Raw genomic sequence first — 17,840 nt, 5'->3', positions numbered from 1 at the left:
CTGACCTTTTTTAGACGGAATTGTCATAAAACATATATAAACTGGCGTTTTCGCCCAACAGGTTTTTTGTTAATTAAAATTTTTTAGTTATCTATAAAATTTAATTAAATTAATTGGTTATGTTTTTATTCTTTATGATTTATGACAAATCTGAAAGCTAGGCTGAGATTTTATCAGCGATCATTTTCAAAAAAATTAAGGTGGAATATGACCATCACAAAAGCGTCATAAAGTTGTCACTTAATTGTCATATTATCTGCTCAAAATGCAGTTAACCAAAGTACAACACTTAACTTGAAAAGAGTTGTAAATCAAATTGCATAAATGAGAGAAAACAGAATGCGCTTAAATCCACGTCACATCGCAATTGCATTAGCTGTATCTGGGGCAACTGTAGCAACGACTGCAAATGCAGCTCGTGATACGATTCAAATTGCTGGTTCATCTACTGTATTACCGTTTGCAAGTATTGTTGCTGAAGAGTTTGGCAACACCTTCCCTCAATTTAAAGCACCTGTTGTTGGCTCAGGCGGTACGGGTGGTGGTTTGAAACAATTCTGTCAAGGTGTTGGTGATAACACCATCGACATCGCAAATGCTTCTCGTCAAATCAAAGATTCAGAATTAGATGCATGTAAAAAATCTGGCGTAAACCAAGTCCAAGAAATCAAAGTGGGTTATGACGGCATCGTATTTGCATCAAACGTTAAAAAAGCGGCATATAAATTAAAACCAGTGCATGTGTTCATGGCTTTATCTGCGCAATTACCTTCAAATGGTAAACTGGTTCCGAACCCATATACAACCTGGAACCAAATCGATAAATCATTACCAAATGAACCGATTACTTTGGTGATTCCAGCGTCTAACCACGGTACCCGTGAAGTGTTCCAGGAAAAAATGGTAGATGCAGGTTGTGAAGCATTTGATTACTACAAAGCTTTAAGCAAAGATGATCAAAAGAAAGCATGTTCAACTTTCCGTAAAGATGGCCGCGTGATTGAAATTGCGGGTGACTATACTGAAACTTTAGCGCGCCTGAAAACGTCTCCAAATGCCGTGGGTGTATTTGGTCTAGGTTTCTATGATTCAAACCGCGATAAATTACGTGTGGCGACAGTAAATGGCGTGACACCATCAGAGAAGACCGTTCTGGATGGTAGCTATCTGGTTTCTCGTCCATTGTTCTTCTACGTGAAAGGCGAGCACTTAAAATCAATCAAAGGCTTACCACAGTACACAGAATTCTTCCTAAACAAGAAAATTTCTGGTAAAGGTTCTAAGTTAGAAAAAGCGGGCTTGATTCCTTTAAGCGATAAAGAGCGCGCAAAAATCCTGGCTGATTTTAAAGCGGGTAAATCAGTTAAGTAATATTGTGAAAAGGGAGGCTGGTGAGACTTAGGATCATCAGCCTTTTTGTCTAGCGAAGTTTTTTCAAATCATGAAAATTGAGAAAACAGTGGAGATTACATGAATCTGCTACTTATCGGTGTGTTATTGGCCCTTGTGGCAATTGCATATCAAATCGGGCTAAGTAAAAGCCGTAACCTAGCAGGTAAGGGAAATAACTCAGCAGCACTACATTCACGTCCTGGATATTATGGCGCGTTGGTTGCTTTGTGGTGTGGTATTCCTGCTTTTTTAATTTTGATTATTTGGAACTTGGTTGAACCCAGCGTTTTACAACATATCATTTTCAATAATATCCCAGCCTCTGTCAGTGCCAATCTGGATGCCGCAGGACGTGATGTCCTAAGCAGTCGCGTACAGGCAATTGCATCGGGTTTCGGAGTCACAGACCAGCCAGCAGCATATGAAGTCGCTGCAGCACAACAACTGGCAAAATTCCAGACCATTGGTTCTTTCGCAAAACTTGCAGTGGTGATCTGTGCCGGTTTAGCCGGTCTCGTCTGGGCCAAACGTCATGTCAGCCAGCAATTCCGCGCCCGTAACCAGGTCGAAAAAGCCATCAATGTGGGGTTGATTCTGTGTTCTGGCGTTGCGATTTTAACCACGATTGGTATCGTCTTATCAATGTTGAGAGAGGCATTACACTTCTTCCAGTTTGTCAGTCCAGTGGATTTCTTTTTTGGTACTGAATGGAACCCGGGGTTTAGCACCTCAGGAAATGCAGAGGGGAGCTACGGGATCTTGCCGTTAATCTGGGGAACCCTGATGGTCAGTGGTATCGCCTTGTTGGTTGCGGTGCCAATTGGTTTGCTGATTGCGATTTATCTGGCTGAATATGCTTCTCCACGATTACGTTCTTGGGCAAAGCCAACTATTGAAGTATTAGCGGGTATTCCGACCATTGTTTATGGTGTATTTGCCCTGATGATCATTGGTCCATTTTTCAAGCTGGTCGGTGAGAGTATCGGCGTTGATATCAATGCAACCAGTGCGTTAACGGCTGGCTTCGTAATGGGCATCATGATTATCCCATTCGTTTCATCATTATCTGATGACATCATTACTCAGGTGCCACGTTCATTACGTGATGGTTCTTTAGGCTTAGGGGCGACCAAGTCGGAAACCATTCGTCAGGTTGTATTACCTGCTGCCTTACCGGGAATTACCGGTGCATTCTTGTTGGCAGTATCGCGTGCGGTGGGTGAAACCATGATTGTGGTGCTTGCAGCAGGGAATAGCCCATTACTGCATGCCAACCCATTAGAAGCTGTTTCAACCGTCACCGTGACGATTGTGAAGCAATTAACCGGTGATACCGATTTCGCCAGCCCGCAAGCATTGGTGGCCTTTGCCCTTGGTTTAACTTTGTTTGTGATCACTTTGGGTCTAAACATTATTGCACTGTACATCGTGCGTAAATATCGTGAGCAATACGAATGAGTTCATCAAATACCTCATCTCCTCTGGATCAGAACGTATTTGATCCGCAAGTGGCTGCTGAACAACGTGAACAGCGCAAAAGAAGAATTCAAAGCTCTTTGGCAAAGCGCCATCGTAAAGAAAAGACATTCCGTTTCGCAGGTTTCTCTGCGGTGGTGATCGGTCTGGCTTTTGTTGCCTTGCTGTTTGGCAGTATTCTGGCCAAAGGTTTGCCTTCTTTCTGGCAAAGCAGCCTGACCGTTCCGGTTTATTTTGACCCAGCCATTATCAATGTTGGCGCCAAGCCCAAAGCAACCGCAGGGGAAACACCGGCACATTTTGAAGAGCGTATGGTCGCTTGGCAAACTGAAATGGGCATGGTGGATTGGGATGCGCTGATCGTGAATGGCATCGTGTCTAAAGATAAGGCACTTGAAAGCCAGCGTGATTATTTGAGCAGCTTGTATACCAGTTCTGAAGCTTACCGCTTACGCGATATGGTCATGAACAACCCGGCGTTGATTGGTAGCAAGCAAGAGATCAAATTCCTGGCAGATGCCAATATTGATGTATGGTTAGCGGGCAATATTGATCGCTCATTACCGGATGACCAGCAACAGCTTGAACCTGAAGTACGTCAGCTTGCAGATAAGCTAAAAGCAGAAGGTATTATTGACAGTACCTTTAATACTAACCTGTTTGTTAGCCCAGACTCACGTAGTTCGCCAGCGACCAGTGGCTTGGCGGGTGCCTTCATGGGTTCATTGTTCATGATGCTGATTGTAATCATCATCTCGATTCCAATTGGTGTGGCAAGTGCGATCTATCTTGAGGAATTTGCACCCAAGAACATGATGACGGACATTATTGAAGTCAACATCAATAACCTGGCAGCGGTTCCTTCGATCGTATTCGGTTTACTGGGCGCTGCAATCTTTATCGGCTGGATGCAACTGCCATTATCTGCGCCACTTGTCGGTGGTCTGGTGCTGAGTCTGATGACCTTGCCGACCGTGATTATTACCACGCGTGCATCATTAAAAGCGGTTCCACCTTCGATTCGTCAGGCGGCTTTAGGTTTGGGCGCATCCAAAGTGCAAACCGTTTTCCATCATGTCTTGCCATTGGCTTTGCCAGGCATCATGACCGGTTCAATCATTGGTGTGGCACATGCACTGGGTGAAACCGCGCCATTGCTGTTGATCGGGATGAGTGCTTTCGTTGCCAGTGTACCGACTACACCTCTTGATCAAGCCACTGCATTGCCTGTTCAGGTTTATTTATGGCAAGGTAATGAATTACGTAACTTCTTTGAAGGACGTACCGCGGCAGCAATTATCGTGTTGCTTGCGTTAATGATTAGTTTAAACAGCCTTGCAATCTGGCTCCGTAAGAAATTTGAAGTGCGTTGGTAATTGAGGAGAGTACAATGAATACGATTGATATTATGAACGCCGTAGAAAAGGATAAATCAGTGAATCCACAGCAAACAGAATTTACTTCAGCGGAAGGGCAAGTTCAGCAATCGAACACTGCATTTGTTTCTCAGTTTGAAACGGCTGCTTCAAATAAAAAGCCAAAAGCAAGTGACGTAAAAATCAGTACCAAAGATGTTCATGTTTATTATGGTGAATCTGAGGCCATCAAGGGGATTGACCTGGATGTTTACCAAAATGAAGTGATTGCATTCATTGGTCCGTCAGGATGTGGTAAATCGACTTTCCTGCGTACCCTAAACCGTATGAATGACACCATTGATAGCTGTCGGGTAACCGGTAAGGTAACGCTTGATAATCAGGATATCTATGATCCAAATCTTGATGTCGTTTTACTTCGTGCACAAGTCGGGATGGTGTTCCAGAAGCCGAACCCATTTCCAAAATCCATTTTTGACAATGTGGCGTATGGCCCGAAATTGCATGGCTTGGCACGTGACAAATATGATCTGGAAGAAATCGTAGAAAACAGCTTGCGTAAAGCAGGTTTATGGGATGAAGTCAAAGATCGTTTAAGTCAGCCGGGTACAGGTTTATCGGGTGGTCAGCAGCAACGTTTATGTATTGCCCGTACCATTGCGGTGAGTCCGGAAGTGATTTTGATGGATGAACCCTGTTCAGCACTTGATCCAATTGCAACGGCAAAGATTGAAGAGCTGATTTCGGAATTGTCAGAACAATATACAATTGCAATCGTCACCCACTCGATGCAACAGGCGGCGCGGGTATCGGATCGTACGGCCTATTTTCATTTGGGTGACCTGATTGAAGTCAACTCAACCGAGAAAGTATTTACTCAACCTGACCATCAGTTGACTGAAGCCTATATTACCGGTCGTTTTGGTTAAGCAAAGCCAGATCAATCAAAGAGCCTACGGGCTCTTTTTTTTATTATATAAATGAAAATGAATCTATTTTGCAAATTCACTATTGAATTTTTATTCAGCAGGCCACATCTTAGATGGATAAAGCCGAACTTATAGAGCACTTACTGTATGTTATTCCATTTACCCAAATTTCCCGCTGAAATTCGTATTAGTCATCTCAATGCGCGTGTGAATGAACAAAGAAAAAAAATTGCACAAACAACAGCGTCTCGTCTGGAATTACTGCAACTGGTTCAGCAACTTGCCAAAGAAGCAAAAGTGCGTCGCAAGAATGATCAAAAAATTTACGTGCTCGATTTTAAAGGCGATGTACAGGCTTCTGCTGTGGATACCATCCGCGAAGAAATCACTTTAATCTTGGCAACAGCAAAAGCTGGACATGATCGTGTCGTGGTGCGTCTGGAAAGCCCGGGTGGCATGGTGCATGGTTATGGGCTGGCAGCAGCGCAACTGGTGCGTTTACGCGATGCTGGCTTTCATGTCACGATCTGTGTAGATAAAGTGGCGGCAAGTGGCGGTTATATGATGGCGTGTATTGCCAATGAAATCATCTCGGCACCATTCGCGGTGGTAGGTTCAATTGGTGTTGTTGCTCAGGTTCCTAACTTTAACCGCCTGTTAAAACAACATAATGTCGATTTTGAATTGTATACCGCAGGTGAATACAAACGTACCGTTACCATGTTTGGGGAAAACACTCCGGAAGGCAAGGCGAAGTTCGAAGAAGAACTCCAGCAAACTCATGCCTTATTTAAGCACTTTGTTGAGAAATATCGTCCTCAACTGGATGTTGCCAAAGTTGCAACAGGTGAGCACTGGTATGGTGAAGATGCCCGCGAGTTAAATCTGGTGGATACCTTGCAGACCTCAGATGAATATTTACTGAGCCTGCTGCCAAAGCATGATATCTATGTGATTAACACGCGTAAACGCCCAACATTTGGTGAAAAGCTGGGTCTACAAGCGGCACAAATGGCTGAGAGTCTTATACCGGCGGTAATGGGTAAAATTACAGATAGTCTTGCGAAGGCCAATAGTACTCTTGTACAAATGCGCGATCCAAAATTCTAATCCGAGTCTACTTCAAGAAACCAGCCAGATCAGGCTGGTTTTTTTATATGGCATCAAAATATGGATCATTTTTTATAGTCTAGTTTTTGAACGCATGGTCAATTTAAATTAAACCGCATAAATGCTGCTGTAGAGATTGTTGTTGTAGGAATGTTTTGATATTTTAAATGTGGGTGAATTACTTAATTATTCATTAACCGACAAATAGATAAAAATATAATTGATAAGTGAGCATAAAAATGACAAGAGTTGTCGTTTCTTCGAAGAAAAATTCGAATATTTTACAAGATGGACAAATAAAAGCGGTCATGCTCGATCAGCCTTCGATTGTCCAGATTGGTGTAAATCAGGACGATATCAAATCTATTATGAAACAAGGTAATGATCTTGTCATTACACTTAAAAACGGTGAAAAAATCATTATTAGTGATTTTTATACTGATGCAAATGTCACGGAACATACTTTGGCTTTTCCTGAACAAGATGGTAGCTATAGCATCGCCCAGTTTGATGATTCAGGCCAGTTCGTGCGTTATGTACCGACCACGCAATTGACTCAGTTTGCTTATACGCAGCCACCTTCACAGAGCATGATGATGTCAGATGCTACAGAAGACTTGGGGATTACCAAATCACAGTTGCTCAAAGCGGGATTGGTGGCCTTGGCGGCAGAAGGCGTTTATTTGCTGGCTGTCAAAGATGATGACGATAAAAAGGACAGTAACAATAACAAACCGATTGATCTGACTCCACCTGAGACGCCGACTGCAACTTTAGGCACCGATACCCAAACGATTACTGGTAAAGCCGAAGCAAACGCCAGAATTGAAGTCAAGGATGCCAGCGGGAAAGTGCTTGCCACGGGACAAGCCGATGCACAAGGTAATTATACGGTCAAACTGGAGCAGCCTTTGGTGAATGGCGGCAGGGTTGGAGTCACTGCAATTGATAGCGCGGGAAATGCTTCAAAGATGGCTGTTGTAACGGGAAATAAAGATACTATTGCACCTGATCAACCGACTGCCCAGCTTAATGCCGATGGCACCATTGTCACCGGTAAGACCGAGGCCAATGCCAAAGTCTCGATTTATGATGCCAATAATAACCTGCTCGGGACCGTAATCGCCAACAAACAGGGACTGTATTCGATCAAGGTTTCACCTCCTTTAACCAGCGAGAAGGGGGGAACTGTTGTGGCGGAAGATAAGGAAGGCAACAAGTCAGAACCTTCAAAGGTATTTGCCGGCAAGGATACGGTTGCACCCGATCAACCGACCGTAGAAGTGAATAAAGAAGGGACTTCAATCGTAGGGCGGGCAGAAGCCAATAGCAAAGTTGTGGTCAAAGATGCCGAGGGTAATGTGATTGGAAGTGGCACTACTGATGCGCAAGGCAAGTTTGAGATTGGCTTGTCACCGGCTTTAGGTGCGGATAAAAAGGCCTCTATCGTGCTGGAAGATGCGGCAGGTAATGTTTCAAAACCACTGGAAATCACTGCAGGTAAAGATACTATCGCACCAGACAAAGCTGCTGCCCAGATCAATGCTGCAGGTGATACGGTTACCGGTACTGCCGAAGCGAATAGTAAAATTGAAATTAAAGGCCCGGATGGCAAAACGATCGGGACAGGCACGGTTGGAGCCGATGGGAAATTTAGCATCACTGTCTCTCCTGCGTTAACCGATAAAAATATGGGTAAAGTATATGTGATTGATGCGGCTGGTAATCGTTCGGATGCCACTGATGTACTGGGCGCAAAAGATACCATTGCCCCGAATAAACCGATCTTGCAAACGGTGACTGATGATGTGGGACCGGTCAAAGGGGCCATTGCTGCAGGTGCAAATACCGATGATAGCAAGCCGACTTTAGCGGGGATTGGAGAGGCCAAAGCGGTGCTGACGATTTATGATAATGGTCAGCCGGTGGGTACGGTAACCGTAGGAGATAATGGCAAATGGAGTTTTAACTTTAGCCAAGAATTAGGACTCGGTGCACATAAGATCACCTTAACCCAGACCGATGCTGCGGGTAATATCAGTGAAATGAGTGATGGATTTAGTTTCAATGTGGTTGCGCTGACCACGACAGCATCACTACAAAGTGAAGCTTCCGACTCTGCCGTAACGAAAGCCTCTCTGGTTGATGCCATCAATCTGGAGGCTTTTCAAAGCAAACAGGCCGCGGTCTCACCCTCATCTGCAGCAGAGAAGTTAAATCTTAGTGAATTGTTGTCTACTACGGAAACGTCAAACCATCAGGTCGATGAGGTATTGAATCAAATTATTGCCACTCAAGCCCCATCGACGGCTACTGCAAGCCCAGACCATCAGCATGTGGAAAATTTTGATTTTGCCCAAACCATCAAGGCAGGGCCTTTTGACCAGTTGGATGTATTACAGCATTCAATTATCTAATCTATATACTGATATAATAAGACGCTTATTTTTTAATAAGCGTCTTTTGTTTGACCAGTTGAATAATACCGGTCAGGATCGCTCCCATTGTTGCCAGAAACATATCTTTATGCGCATCCCACATATCACCTTGCTGACCATTATAGTTTTCTGCATCTTCCGGCGATAACCCGATAGAAAGTCCCCATTCCAGCAGTTCATAAAATACACTGGAGGCCATGATGAACTGAATTACAAGCAGAAATAACGAAAATGGCTTTGCAGTGGGTAGCCAGACCTGAAAGCAGCGATAGACAAAAGGATAGAGCAGCAGTCCATAAGAAAAATGAACCAGCCGATCATACATATTGCGTGACCAGCCCATGCTTTGATCTAAATCAAAATTGAAATAATAGAGAATCCATTGGTTATAAGGGACATAGGAGTAGAGGTAGTGCGCACCAATAATATGGATCAACAGAAAGGCTAAATATAAACAGAAACTGAAATAACTCAGTCCGATTCTTTTAAATGCCACCAGCAGGGCAATCAACATAAAGACAGTGCCAGCCTGATGTAACAGATATGCCTCAAACTCCAGTGGATCAATACTTGCAATGGCAACGGCGACTACGATCAGCGCCAGTGCCAGATAATGTTTTAAAGTAAATTGTTTTTCGATCATGTCACGTCCTAAACGCGATCAGGAAAAGCGTATTCCCCTTACTCTGTAGAAGTTACAGCAATCGGTTCTTTTGTTGTAGATATACCGCCAAGTGCCTGACACGCTTGTATATATAATTGATATTTTTGTTGTACAACTTCATCTAGGGGAATGTCAAAGAGATCTTCACCATTTTTATATTGTTCAATATAAGAAGCGGCCTTTTCCTTGTTGGCAGCCAAGGATTGCTGATAAAAAGTTGAAATAGAAGAGGTCGCCAGCTCACTGGATTCAATATTATGACATTGAAAATTTTGTAAGACTTTCTCTGCACGCTTGACCTCGCTTGATTTTCCAAAGATACAACCGGTTAAGCTAAGCGTGGCAAGGAGTAAGCACAAAAGTTTCATGATAGATCGAGATACAGTGAAATTTTAAAGACGCTATTATTGTATAGAAGTTTAGTTTTATAAATTAAATATTTATGTCTGACAGAATAAAAATTAAAAAAACTTATACATCTTTTGCATGATTTCACTCTAGCAAAAACTGCAGGATTGAAATAGCCCATCGAAGCATGCACAAAGATCAGTCGAATAAATTTTAATTGATTGATAAGAAATAACTTTTAGCGTTATCCTAGTTCGGGGGATAAGTAATATAGATGACGATGCGTATTAAGCATATTTTTTTACTGTTTCTGCTGCTTTGTTGCACTGCTGGGGCGCAGGCAGAAGATTATGATTTCTTTGAGCCGTTCCATGATGACCGCGAAGAAATGTTTGACGCCGCCTATCCACAAATGAAAACAGATTATTCAGTTTTGCATAACCTGTTTTTTCAGAATGAACGGTGGCGTGTCTATAACCATACCGCTTACCAGACCAATCAGTTTAACCATAAGATGCTAACGGGTGATACCAGCAGTCTGTCATTAGACGATTTCTCGATTTCAGTCGGGTATGGCGTCGCTTATCAGCTGAATTTTCGTCATCGCATTGGTTATGAATATCTGTCCAGTTTTCCTTTTGACCGTGGCCAAATGATCCGGTTTTTCTGGCTGAGTATTTTCTAAACTGCTTTTTGGTAGAGACCAGCTCTAACCATACCCGCTTTGGTTTCTTTGATTTTTTGCCAACTCAGCGGAAGCTTCAGTTGGGACAGGTCACGATCGGCTTCTACATAGATATAAGCATTCGGGTTAAGCATTGGATCAGCCAGCTCAGCCAGCTCTTGCCATAAATCAAGGCTATAAGGTGGATCAAGAAAGACCACATCAAAGCTATTTTTTAATTTGCTTAAAGCTTGCTGGGCCGTTGTGACCAGTAACTGACAATTTTCAGCTTTTAACAGCTGAATATTGTCTTTTAAAAAGCGTGCCTGGGTCGGATTCGGTTCAATCATGGTGACTTGAGCAGCACCACGTGAAAGGGCTTCAAAGCCCAATGCGCCAGAACCGCTGCACAAGTCAAGCACTTGTGCATTTTGAATATCCCACATTAACCAGTTAAATAAGGTTTCACGGACACGATCCGGGGTTGGGCGTAAGCCTTCAATACTTGCAAAGGGTAAAGTACGGCGTTTCCATTCACCACCGATAATTCGTAATTGATTCTTCATTATTCAGTGACTCCATCATCTGCGGGTTGAGCGGCTGGCGGTGTGGTCGCAGGTGGCGTTGCGACCGGGCTTGAAGCTGGCGCTGCATTTTGTGCTGCTGCCGCATTTGCCATCGATAACTCACCTGGCTTGATGCCAGCCGTCATTAAACCGCCACTGACCTGATGATTGGCTGGACGCAGTGGATTCTTCTTACGCGTCACCAGCCAGTAATCGAAGATTGGACGGGCAATCTGTGCAGCTGAACCACCATGTCGACCATTTTCCCAAACTACGGCAATGGCAATTTCTGGATGATCAGCGGGTGCAAAGCCAACAAACAGACCATGGTCCCATTGGCGAGAGGACAGGGCCGCTTCGTTATAGCGTTTACCTTGTGCAATACTCTTCACCTGTGCCGTACCGGTTTTACCTGCAATTGAATATTGCAAACCACCTTTGATGCCGCGACCTGTACCGGATTGAATCACATCAACCATTGCATCATGCATATTGGTCCAGTCTTGTTCTGTGCCGTTAAACTGGATTTTGCCATCAGGCGCATTGTGTACCGCAAACTTTTTGGCACCTTTGGTTTCTCTGAGTACATGCGGCGTAACATGCGAGCCTTTATTGGCGGTAATCGCAGTGGCCATGGCCAGTTGTAATGGCGTTGCGGTAAATGCACCTTGCCCGATACTGACCGAAATGGTTTCACCTTTGAGCCATTTGGATTTGCGGGTACGCATTTTCCATTCTGGACTTGGGTAGAGGCCTGAGCTCTCGCTTGGTAAATCCACACCAGTTTTTTCACCAAAGCCAAACTGACGCATCCAGTCATTCATTTTCTCAATACCCATGCGATAGGACAGGACATAGAAATAGGTATCGCAGGAAACGATTTGAGCCTTATGCATGTTGACTGAACCATGTCCGCTTTTCTTATGGTCACGGAAGCGGTGACTATCGCCCGGCAGGGAGAAATAACCCGGATCTGAAATAGCGGTGCCCCAATCCACCAGACCGTAATGAATACCGCCTAAACCAAACATCGGTTTAATGGTTGAGCCGGGCGGATAAGCGCCTTGAACTGCACGGTTATACAGGGGCTGGTCAAGGTTGTCACGCAGTCCGCTATAGTCTTTTGAACTAATCCCTGTAACAAACAGGTTTGGATTAAAGCTTGGACTAGAGACCAGTGCCAGAATTTCACCTGTACGTGGATCCATGGCCACAATGGCACCACGACGGTCTGCTAATTGCTGTGCAGCAACGGTTTGTAGACCGTAGTCAATGGATAAATAAAGATCATTACCACGGGCTGGGTTCTGGCGGCCTAAATTACGCAGTACATTACCGTGGGCATCCGCTTCCACAGATTCATAGCCTGGTGTGCCGTGTAACAAGTCTTCATAACTTCTTTCCACCCCGATTTTACCAATCAGGTTAGTGCCTGCGTATAAATCCTTATCAATCGATTTGAGCTCTTTATCATTAATCCGTCCGACATATCCAATCACATGGGCAAACAATTCGCCATGCGGATAGTAGCGGGTCATCTGCGTTTCAATTTTCACCCCGGGAAAAGCATATTTTACTTCGCTGAATTTCGCGATATCGGCTTCAGTCAGGTTTAATTTGATTGCCAGACGTTCGGTTTTACGTGCAGTTTTGACCCGACTTTTAAAACGCTCTACATCTTCCTGACTGAGATTTAAAATCGGGATCAGACGGGTAATGGTGTCATCGATATCGCTGACATCGGCCCGGCTTAAGGTTGCGGTGAAGACCGGATAGTTATCTGCGAGCAACACCCCGTTGCGGTCATAGATATAACCACGGGCAGGTGCCAGAGGTTGTAAGCGAATTCGGTTCTTATCTGAGGCCGTTGTAAAGTCATCGTAATGAACAATCTGTAAATATGCATAACGACAGATCAGTAACAGGAGAAAAAAACCGACCAGAAAAATGGCAAAGAAGATTCGACCCTTATAAATGCGCTTTTCTTGTTGCATGTTTTTTAAAGGAAAGTGCTGTTTCATAGGGTGTCGACTTAATTACAGAGGTGAGAGATACAAAGACGCAATATTTTAACGTAAGTTGCATGATCATACTGTAGAATTTTCAACAATTCATGCAAATGTTGACGCGACAGTTTTTGACTTTGCAGACATTAAAATTATAGGGTCTTGTATATTAGAAGCAAAATAATTCTGTTAAAGTCACAAACTATTCGAAATAGGATTTTCCAATACAGACATAGGGAAAATGGAGAAAATAATGAGAAAAATTTGCCTTTTATTATCGGTTTTAACACTTACGGGCTTAAGTCATGCGGATGATAATCCATTTATGCCTGAGCCTAAATTGAAAGATGCAAACGTTTCAACATGGAATGTCGGGGCAGGTTTTACTAAAAAATTATTACATGGCAATTTGGAATGGGTCAATCCTTACGGGATCGCCTATGCGAAAGCAGGCGCTTTCTTAAATGATGACAACGAAATTGGTGGACAAGTCGGTTTTCGCTATCCGTACTATCTAACTGGTACTGATAAAAATGGTTATTACGTTGGGGTCTATGCAGGCCATCTAGACAGTAAAAATTATGGCGGTAAGCAAAAAGCCAACCTGGGTGTTGGTGCTGATCTTGCATATGTCTGGCTGAACAGTGAACGGATTAGTACCTTCAGCGTCGGCGCAGGAGTACGTGAAAAATTAGAAGATGGGGATGGCAACACGGTGAAAAAAGCACAACCCGTGTTGCAGTTTTCTTACACCTTAAGTTTTGGTTTATAAGAGGAGAATGCAGATTTATTCTTTTATAAGCCATCATGTATCAATAATTCTGAGAGTCATGCATGTTTGATTACGTCAATGAATTGTGGCAGATTTTCTTAAATCGACCAGACCATCTGGCAGTGTTAAGTATCATTCCCGTGACCGCCTTTGTAACTTGGGCGCACGTGTGGATGGCACTGAAAATGGTATTTTACCCAATTAATTTCTGGGGATTCCATTTAGGCCCGTTACCTGTCGGTTGGCAAGGGATCGTGCCGCGTAAAGCTGGACGTATTTCAGGCATCATTACCGATAATACCTTATCTAAATTGGGATCACTGCGCGAGTTTCTGGAAGCCATGGACCCTGAAGATATGGCCATGATTATTGGTGAACAGGTCGGTTTTGAGCTTGAACACCTGATTGATGAGGTGATGATCGATCGTAATGCGGTGCTCTGGGAAAATCTGCCTTATTCGATTAAACGCCGTATCTATGCACAAGCCCATAAACAATTGCCCAATACGCTTAGAGAACTTGTGACTGAGCTGACCATGAACGTCGAGTCATTGGTCGATATGCGTGAAATGGTGGTGAGCCAGATGGAAGGTGACCGCCGTTTAATGGTGCGCATGTTCCTGAAAGTAGGTCAGAAAGAGATCAACTTTATTTGGCATATCAGTGCGCTAATTGGTATGTTCTTTGGTATTTTCCAGATGATCGTCTGGTTTGTGGTGCCTTGGCACTGGACCGTCCCGTTCTGGGCGGCCATCTGGGGCTTTTTAACCAACTGGATCGCCATCTGGATGGTCTTCAATCCGATTGAACCACACTATATCCGCTATCCACAGATCTTCCGTTTGACCAAAGACCGTAAATTCCCGTGGATTATACCTGTCTTGAAGATTGGAACCTACAATGTCCAAGGTGCATTTATGAAGCGTCAGGAAGAGGTTTCGGATGTATTTGCCAGTGTAGTGACTGAAGATCTAATTACCTTAAAATCGATCATGACAGAGATGATGTATGGCAGCAAGAAAGACAAAACCCGTCGTATTGTCAAGCGCCATATCAATGAAATCATGGAAACCCCATTAGTCAGAACCTCTTTGCAGCTTTCATTAGGGCCAAGAGAGTATGCTAGACTCAAGACTGACTTGATTGATCGCTCAATTGAAATTACCATGGGACCAGTATGTGACCCAGCTCTGAATGCAAGTCGTGCGCAGAAGATCTTTCAAATGTTTAGAGACCGCATCCGTGAACTAACACCGAAAGAGTTCCAGAATTTATTGCGTCCTGCTTTCCAGGAAGATGAGTGGATTTTGATTGTACTAGGTGGAGTGACTGGTTTCTTTGCTGGTTTAATTCACTTATTTGTTGCTTTCTTATAATTAATTTGATGTTGGTTGAGCGATAACTCTGTATGATATTGCTCAATTTAAGATTTATTGTTTTTAAATGAGGATGTTCTTTTATGCGCATTATTTTACTCGGACCACCTGGGGCAGGCAAAGGTACTCAAGCTCAGTTGATCTGTAAGCGCTACAATATCCCACAAATTTCAACCGGTGATATGCTCCGTGCTGCAATTCGTGAAGGTACTGAACTTGGCTTAAAAGCAAAAAGTGTCATGGAGTCAGGCGGTTTAGTTTCTGATGAATTGATCATTGGTTTGGTGAAAGAGCGTATTGCTCAGCCTGATTGTGAAAATGGTTGTATCTTTGACGGTTTCCCACGCACAATTCCACAAGCTGAAGCATTAGAATCAGCGGGCATCAGCATTGATCATGTGATCGAAATTGATGTACCGGATGAAGAGATCGTGCAACGTCTTTCTGGACGTCGTCAGCATCCAGCTTCTGGCCGTGTTTATCACACGGTTTACAATCCACCAAAAGTGGAAGGTAAAGATGACGAAACCGGCGAAGACCTGGTACAACGTCCGGATGACCAGGAAGAAACCATTCGTAAGCGTCTTGGTTCTTACCACAGCGAAACTGAGCAATTGGTTGGCTTCTATCAAGGTCGTGCTGCGTCTGGTGAAAATGCACCGACTTACGATAAGCTAGATGGTTTACGTGCAATTGAAGACGTTCAAAAAGAATTATTTGCGATTTTAGATAAATAATCTGAATTGCAGACAATAAAAGAGCTCTGGTATAGGGCTCTTTTTATTTTGGAGAAAGACCATGCTACTAAAAGTTGTTCTGATTTTAGTTGTAATTTTTAGCTTGGTTTTACTGTTGTTTTTATTGTATCAAAGCCAAAAAATGTTGCGTCATGTGCAGAAACAGCAGGCTTTGGAAAATAAACTGAACGGTAAAGCACGTCAGCTACATCCAAAATTACAGCAGCATAAAAAACCTCAGGATTAACTGAGGTTTTTGACAGCAATGGCTTTGTTTGCGCCAAATTCAAAGCGATCCGGCCAGTTACAGACATCGGCAACCACACATTCATCACATTTCGGTTTACGTGCGATACAGCAATAACGACCGTGCAAGATTAGCCAGTGATGCGCATCGATAATAAACTCTTTGGGAATCACTTTAATCAAGCGATCTTCAACCTCGAGCACATTTTTACCCACTGCCAGACCTGTACGATTTCCCACACGGAAAATATGGGTATCGACCGCCATAGTCGGCTGACCAAATGCAGTATTTAGTACCACATTGGCGGTTTTACGGCCTACACCTGGTAAAGCTTCCAGTTCTTTACGTGTTTCTGGAATTTTGCCCTGATACTGCTCTACCAGAATACGACAGGTTTTAATCACATTCTCGGCTTTAGAATTATACAGGCCGATGGTCTTGATATATTCTTTTAAGCCATCCACCCCCAGATTTAAAATCGCCTGAGCGGTATTGGCAACTGGGTAGAGTTTATCGGTGGCCTTGTTGACACTCACATCGGTTGCCTGAGCAGACAGCAGAACCGCAATCAGCAATTCAAACGGTGAAGAATAGTTCAGCTCGGTTTGTGGATGCGGTCTTTGTTCACGTAAACGTTCGAAAAAAGTCTGAATCTGCTTTTTGGTCATATTTTTAACGGGCATTTAGATGTCCTGCAATTCATTTAAACGTTGTTGTAAAGCCAGTAACTGGGCTTGTTTTTGCTCATCTGCACGGACACTCAGCTGTTTTTCCAGTTTCTTGATCTGCGTGCGTACTTTGGCAAGTTCAATGGTAGTTTTAGCATCCAGTGCTGGCGTTTCTTTGGGTTTATCCACGAGGGTAATCACAGGCACATTGTTGAGTGCCTGAGAAAACTGGGCAAAGAATTCCACATCAATTTCTGCACGGACAATCGGGCCTTTACGGCTTAAACGACGTTTCTCTTCACGTTGAATATGTGCGTAGTAACGATGTCTTAAATCGTCCTGTTCAACGCTGCGTTGTTCTGCGCTTGGCAAGGGTTGGCTGTCTGCCACCAGATCAATGCAATCCACTGGACAAGGCGGAATACATAACTCACAGCCTGTACACAGATCGGTCAAAATGCTATGCATCAGCTTACCACTGCCGATAATTGCATCCACTGGGCAGGCACTAATACACTTGGTACAGCCAATACATTCATCTTCCCGAATGATCGCTTTCATACGCTGTGGACGACCATCCGCTTGAATTTCCCAGACACTGGGTTCAGCCGGAAGAGAAGGACGTTGCAATAGCGCTGCCAATGCATCAGCAACCGGTTGGCCACCCGGTACACACTTATTTGCCTCTTCGCCTTCTGCAATCGATTTTGCATAAGGTAAACATCCATCACGATGACCACATAAACCACATTGTGTCTGTGGTAAGAGCTGATCTATTTGGACGATAAGAGAATGTTGTACGGTTGATGACATGGACATGGATGAAGCAAAAAACAGGGAGTCTAGTATAGCAAATAATGACTTTAGGCGGGGTCGCCAAGCTGGAAAATCATCCAGATCGCATGTTTGTTTTTTGCTTGAAAATAGTGCGATTGTTGATGTTTTTTAGTGCGAACTAAAAATAGGACCGCGATATGAAGGATAAAGCTGGAAAAATATCACCGCATTTTTTTAAGCAATTTTAGGTACATTTATTATAAAAATAATGAACATTTATTTAAATAAGTTTTT

The 17,840-nt window shown here is 43.6% G+C and carries 17 protein-coding genes; 11 read left to right on the top strand and 6 right to left on the bottom strand.

The features are described from left to right. Nucleotides 1–339 precede the first annotated feature (339 nt). The 6 genes from JO943_RS10535 (at nt 340) to blp2 (ending at nt 8,700) form a co-directional block, all read left to right on the top strand. On the top strand, nt 340–1,371 hold the full coding sequence (locus JO943_RS10535; RefSeq protein WP_199974576.1) for a substrate-binding domain-containing protein: 1,032 nt from the start codon (nt 340–342) through the stop codon (nt 1,369–1,371). 99 nt (nt 1,372–1,470) lie between these two features. Next, complete coding sequence (gene pstC, locus JO943_RS10530) at nt 1,471–2,850, top strand: phosphate ABC transporter permease subunit PstC (protein ID WP_032882923.1); 1,380 nt, start codon at nt 1,471–1,473, stop codon at nt 2,848–2,850. Continuing rightward, nucleotides 2,847–4,244 carry a phosphate ABC transporter permease PstA gene (pstA, locus tag JO943_RS10525; RefSeq protein WP_005231732.1) on the top strand — a complete coding sequence of 466 codons (1,398 nt, stop codon included), beginning with the start codon at nt 2,847–2,849 and terminating at the stop codon, nt 4,242–4,244. Before pstC ends, pstA begins: the two co-directional genes overlap by 4 nt. A 14-nt stretch (nt 4,245–4,258) precedes the next feature. Further along, a complete protein-coding gene (gene pstB / locus JO943_RS10520; RefSeq protein ID WP_005231731.1) occupies nt 4,259–5,173 on the top strand; it encodes a phosphate ABC transporter ATP-binding protein PstB in 915 nt (304 codons plus the stop codon). Nucleotides 5,174–5,320: 147 nt separating this feature from the next. Next, on the top strand, nt 5,321–6,283 hold the full coding sequence (gene sohB / locus JO943_RS10515) for a protease SohB (RefSeq protein ID WP_005231730.1): 963 nt from the start codon (nt 5,321–5,323) through the stop codon (nt 6,281–6,283). A gap of 239 nt (nt 6,284–6,522) precedes the next feature. Beyond that, a complete protein-coding gene (gene blp2 / locus JO943_RS10510) occupies nt 6,523–8,700 on the top strand; it encodes an Ig-like repeat protein Blp2 (protein ID WP_202740737.1) in 2,178 nt (725 codons plus the stop codon). A gap of 25 nt (nt 8,701–8,725) precedes the next feature. Here the strand turns inward: blp2 and JO943_RS10505 are convergent, their stop codons facing one another. Both JO943_RS10505 and JO943_RS10500 read right to left on the bottom strand, forming a co-directional pair. Then, nucleotides 8,726–9,364: a DUF2238 domain-containing protein gene (locus JO943_RS10505; protein ID WP_202740736.1), complete on the bottom strand. Its 639-nt coding sequence runs from the start codon at nt 9,362–9,364 to the stop codon at nt 8,726–8,728. A 38-nt stretch (nt 9,365–9,402) separates the two neighbouring features. After that, entirely contained in the window at nt 9,403–9,753 is a 351-nt protein-coding gene (locus tag JO943_RS10500; protein ID WP_005231727.1) for a hypothetical protein, read from the bottom strand. A 260-nt stretch (nt 9,754–10,013) separates the two neighbouring features. Here JO943_RS10500 and JO943_RS10495 point away from each other — a divergent pair, with 260 nt between their 5' ends. After that, complete coding sequence (locus tag JO943_RS10495) at nt 10,014–10,418, top strand: hypothetical protein (protein WP_202740810.1); 405 nt, start codon at nt 10,014–10,016, stop codon at nt 10,416–10,418. Here JO943_RS10495 and rsmD read toward each other — a convergent pair. Together rsmD and mrdA are read right to left on the bottom strand one after the other, a co-directional pair. Beyond that, nucleotides 10,415–10,963 (bottom strand): 16S rRNA (guanine(966)-N(2))-methyltransferase RsmD, encoded by a 549-nt coding sequence (gene rsmD / locus JO943_RS10490; RefSeq protein WP_199974573.1) that lies wholly within the window; start codon nt 10,961–10,963, stop codon nt 10,415–10,417. The genes JO943_RS10495 and rsmD overlap by 4 nt on opposite strands. Beyond that, nucleotides 10,963–12,984, bottom strand: a complete 2,022-nt coding sequence (gene mrdA / locus JO943_RS10485) for a penicillin-binding protein 2 (RefSeq protein WP_005231724.1) — start codon at nt 12,982–12,984, stop codon at nt 10,963–10,965. The genes rsmD and mrdA overlap by 1 nt, the downstream gene beginning before the upstream one ends. Nucleotides 12,985–13,222: 238 nt before the next feature. Between mrdA and JO943_RS10480 the strand changes: the two genes are divergently transcribed. The 4 genes from JO943_RS10480 to JO943_RS10465 all read left to right on the top strand — a co-directional run bounded on the left by JO943_RS10480 (nt 13,223) and on the right by JO943_RS10465 (nt 16,101). Beyond that, nucleotides 13,223–13,741 (top strand): hypothetical protein, encoded by a 519-nt coding sequence (locus JO943_RS10480; RefSeq protein WP_005231723.1) that lies wholly within the window; start codon nt 13,223–13,225, stop codon nt 13,739–13,741. Nucleotides 13,742–13,803: 62 nt separating this feature from the next. Continuing rightward, nucleotides 13,804–15,117, top strand: coding sequence for a hypothetical protein (locus JO943_RS10475; protein ID WP_005231722.1), 1,314 nt, complete (start codon nt 13,804–13,806; stop codon nt 15,115–15,117). An 83-nt stretch (nt 15,118–15,200) separates the two neighbouring features. Further along, complete coding sequence (gene adk / locus JO943_RS10470; protein WP_005231721.1) at nt 15,201–15,854, top strand: adenylate kinase; 654 nt, start codon at nt 15,201–15,203, stop codon at nt 15,852–15,854. A gap of 61 nt (nt 15,855–15,915) precedes the next feature. Further along, nucleotides 15,916–16,101, top strand: a complete 186-nt coding sequence (locus JO943_RS10465) for a hypothetical protein (RefSeq protein WP_005231720.1) — start codon at nt 15,916–15,918, stop codon at nt 16,099–16,101. Here JO943_RS10465 and nth read toward each other — a convergent pair. Continuing rightward, nucleotides 16,098–16,784, bottom strand: coding sequence for an endonuclease III (gene nth / locus JO943_RS10460; protein WP_005231719.1), 687 nt, complete (start codon nt 16,782–16,784; stop codon nt 16,098–16,100). The two genes, JO943_RS10465 and nth, sit on opposite strands and share 4 nt — an antisense overlap. Continuing rightward, entirely contained in the window at nt 16,785–17,582 is a 798-nt protein-coding gene (locus tag JO943_RS10455; RefSeq protein WP_005231718.1) for an RnfABCDGE type electron transport complex subunit B, read from the bottom strand. It abuts the gene before it with no gap. Nucleotides 17,583–17,840: the final 258 nt, after the last annotated feature.

The organism is Acinetobacter sp. 'aerobic (ED)' (genome assembly GCF_904886855.1).
GTDB lineage: Bacteria > Pseudomonadota > Gammaproteobacteria > Pseudomonadales > Moraxellaceae > Acinetobacter > Acinetobacter courvalinii.
The sequence above is the reverse complement of the archived record's forward strand: the minus strand, read 5'-3'. Positions and strand labels throughout refer to the sequence as shown.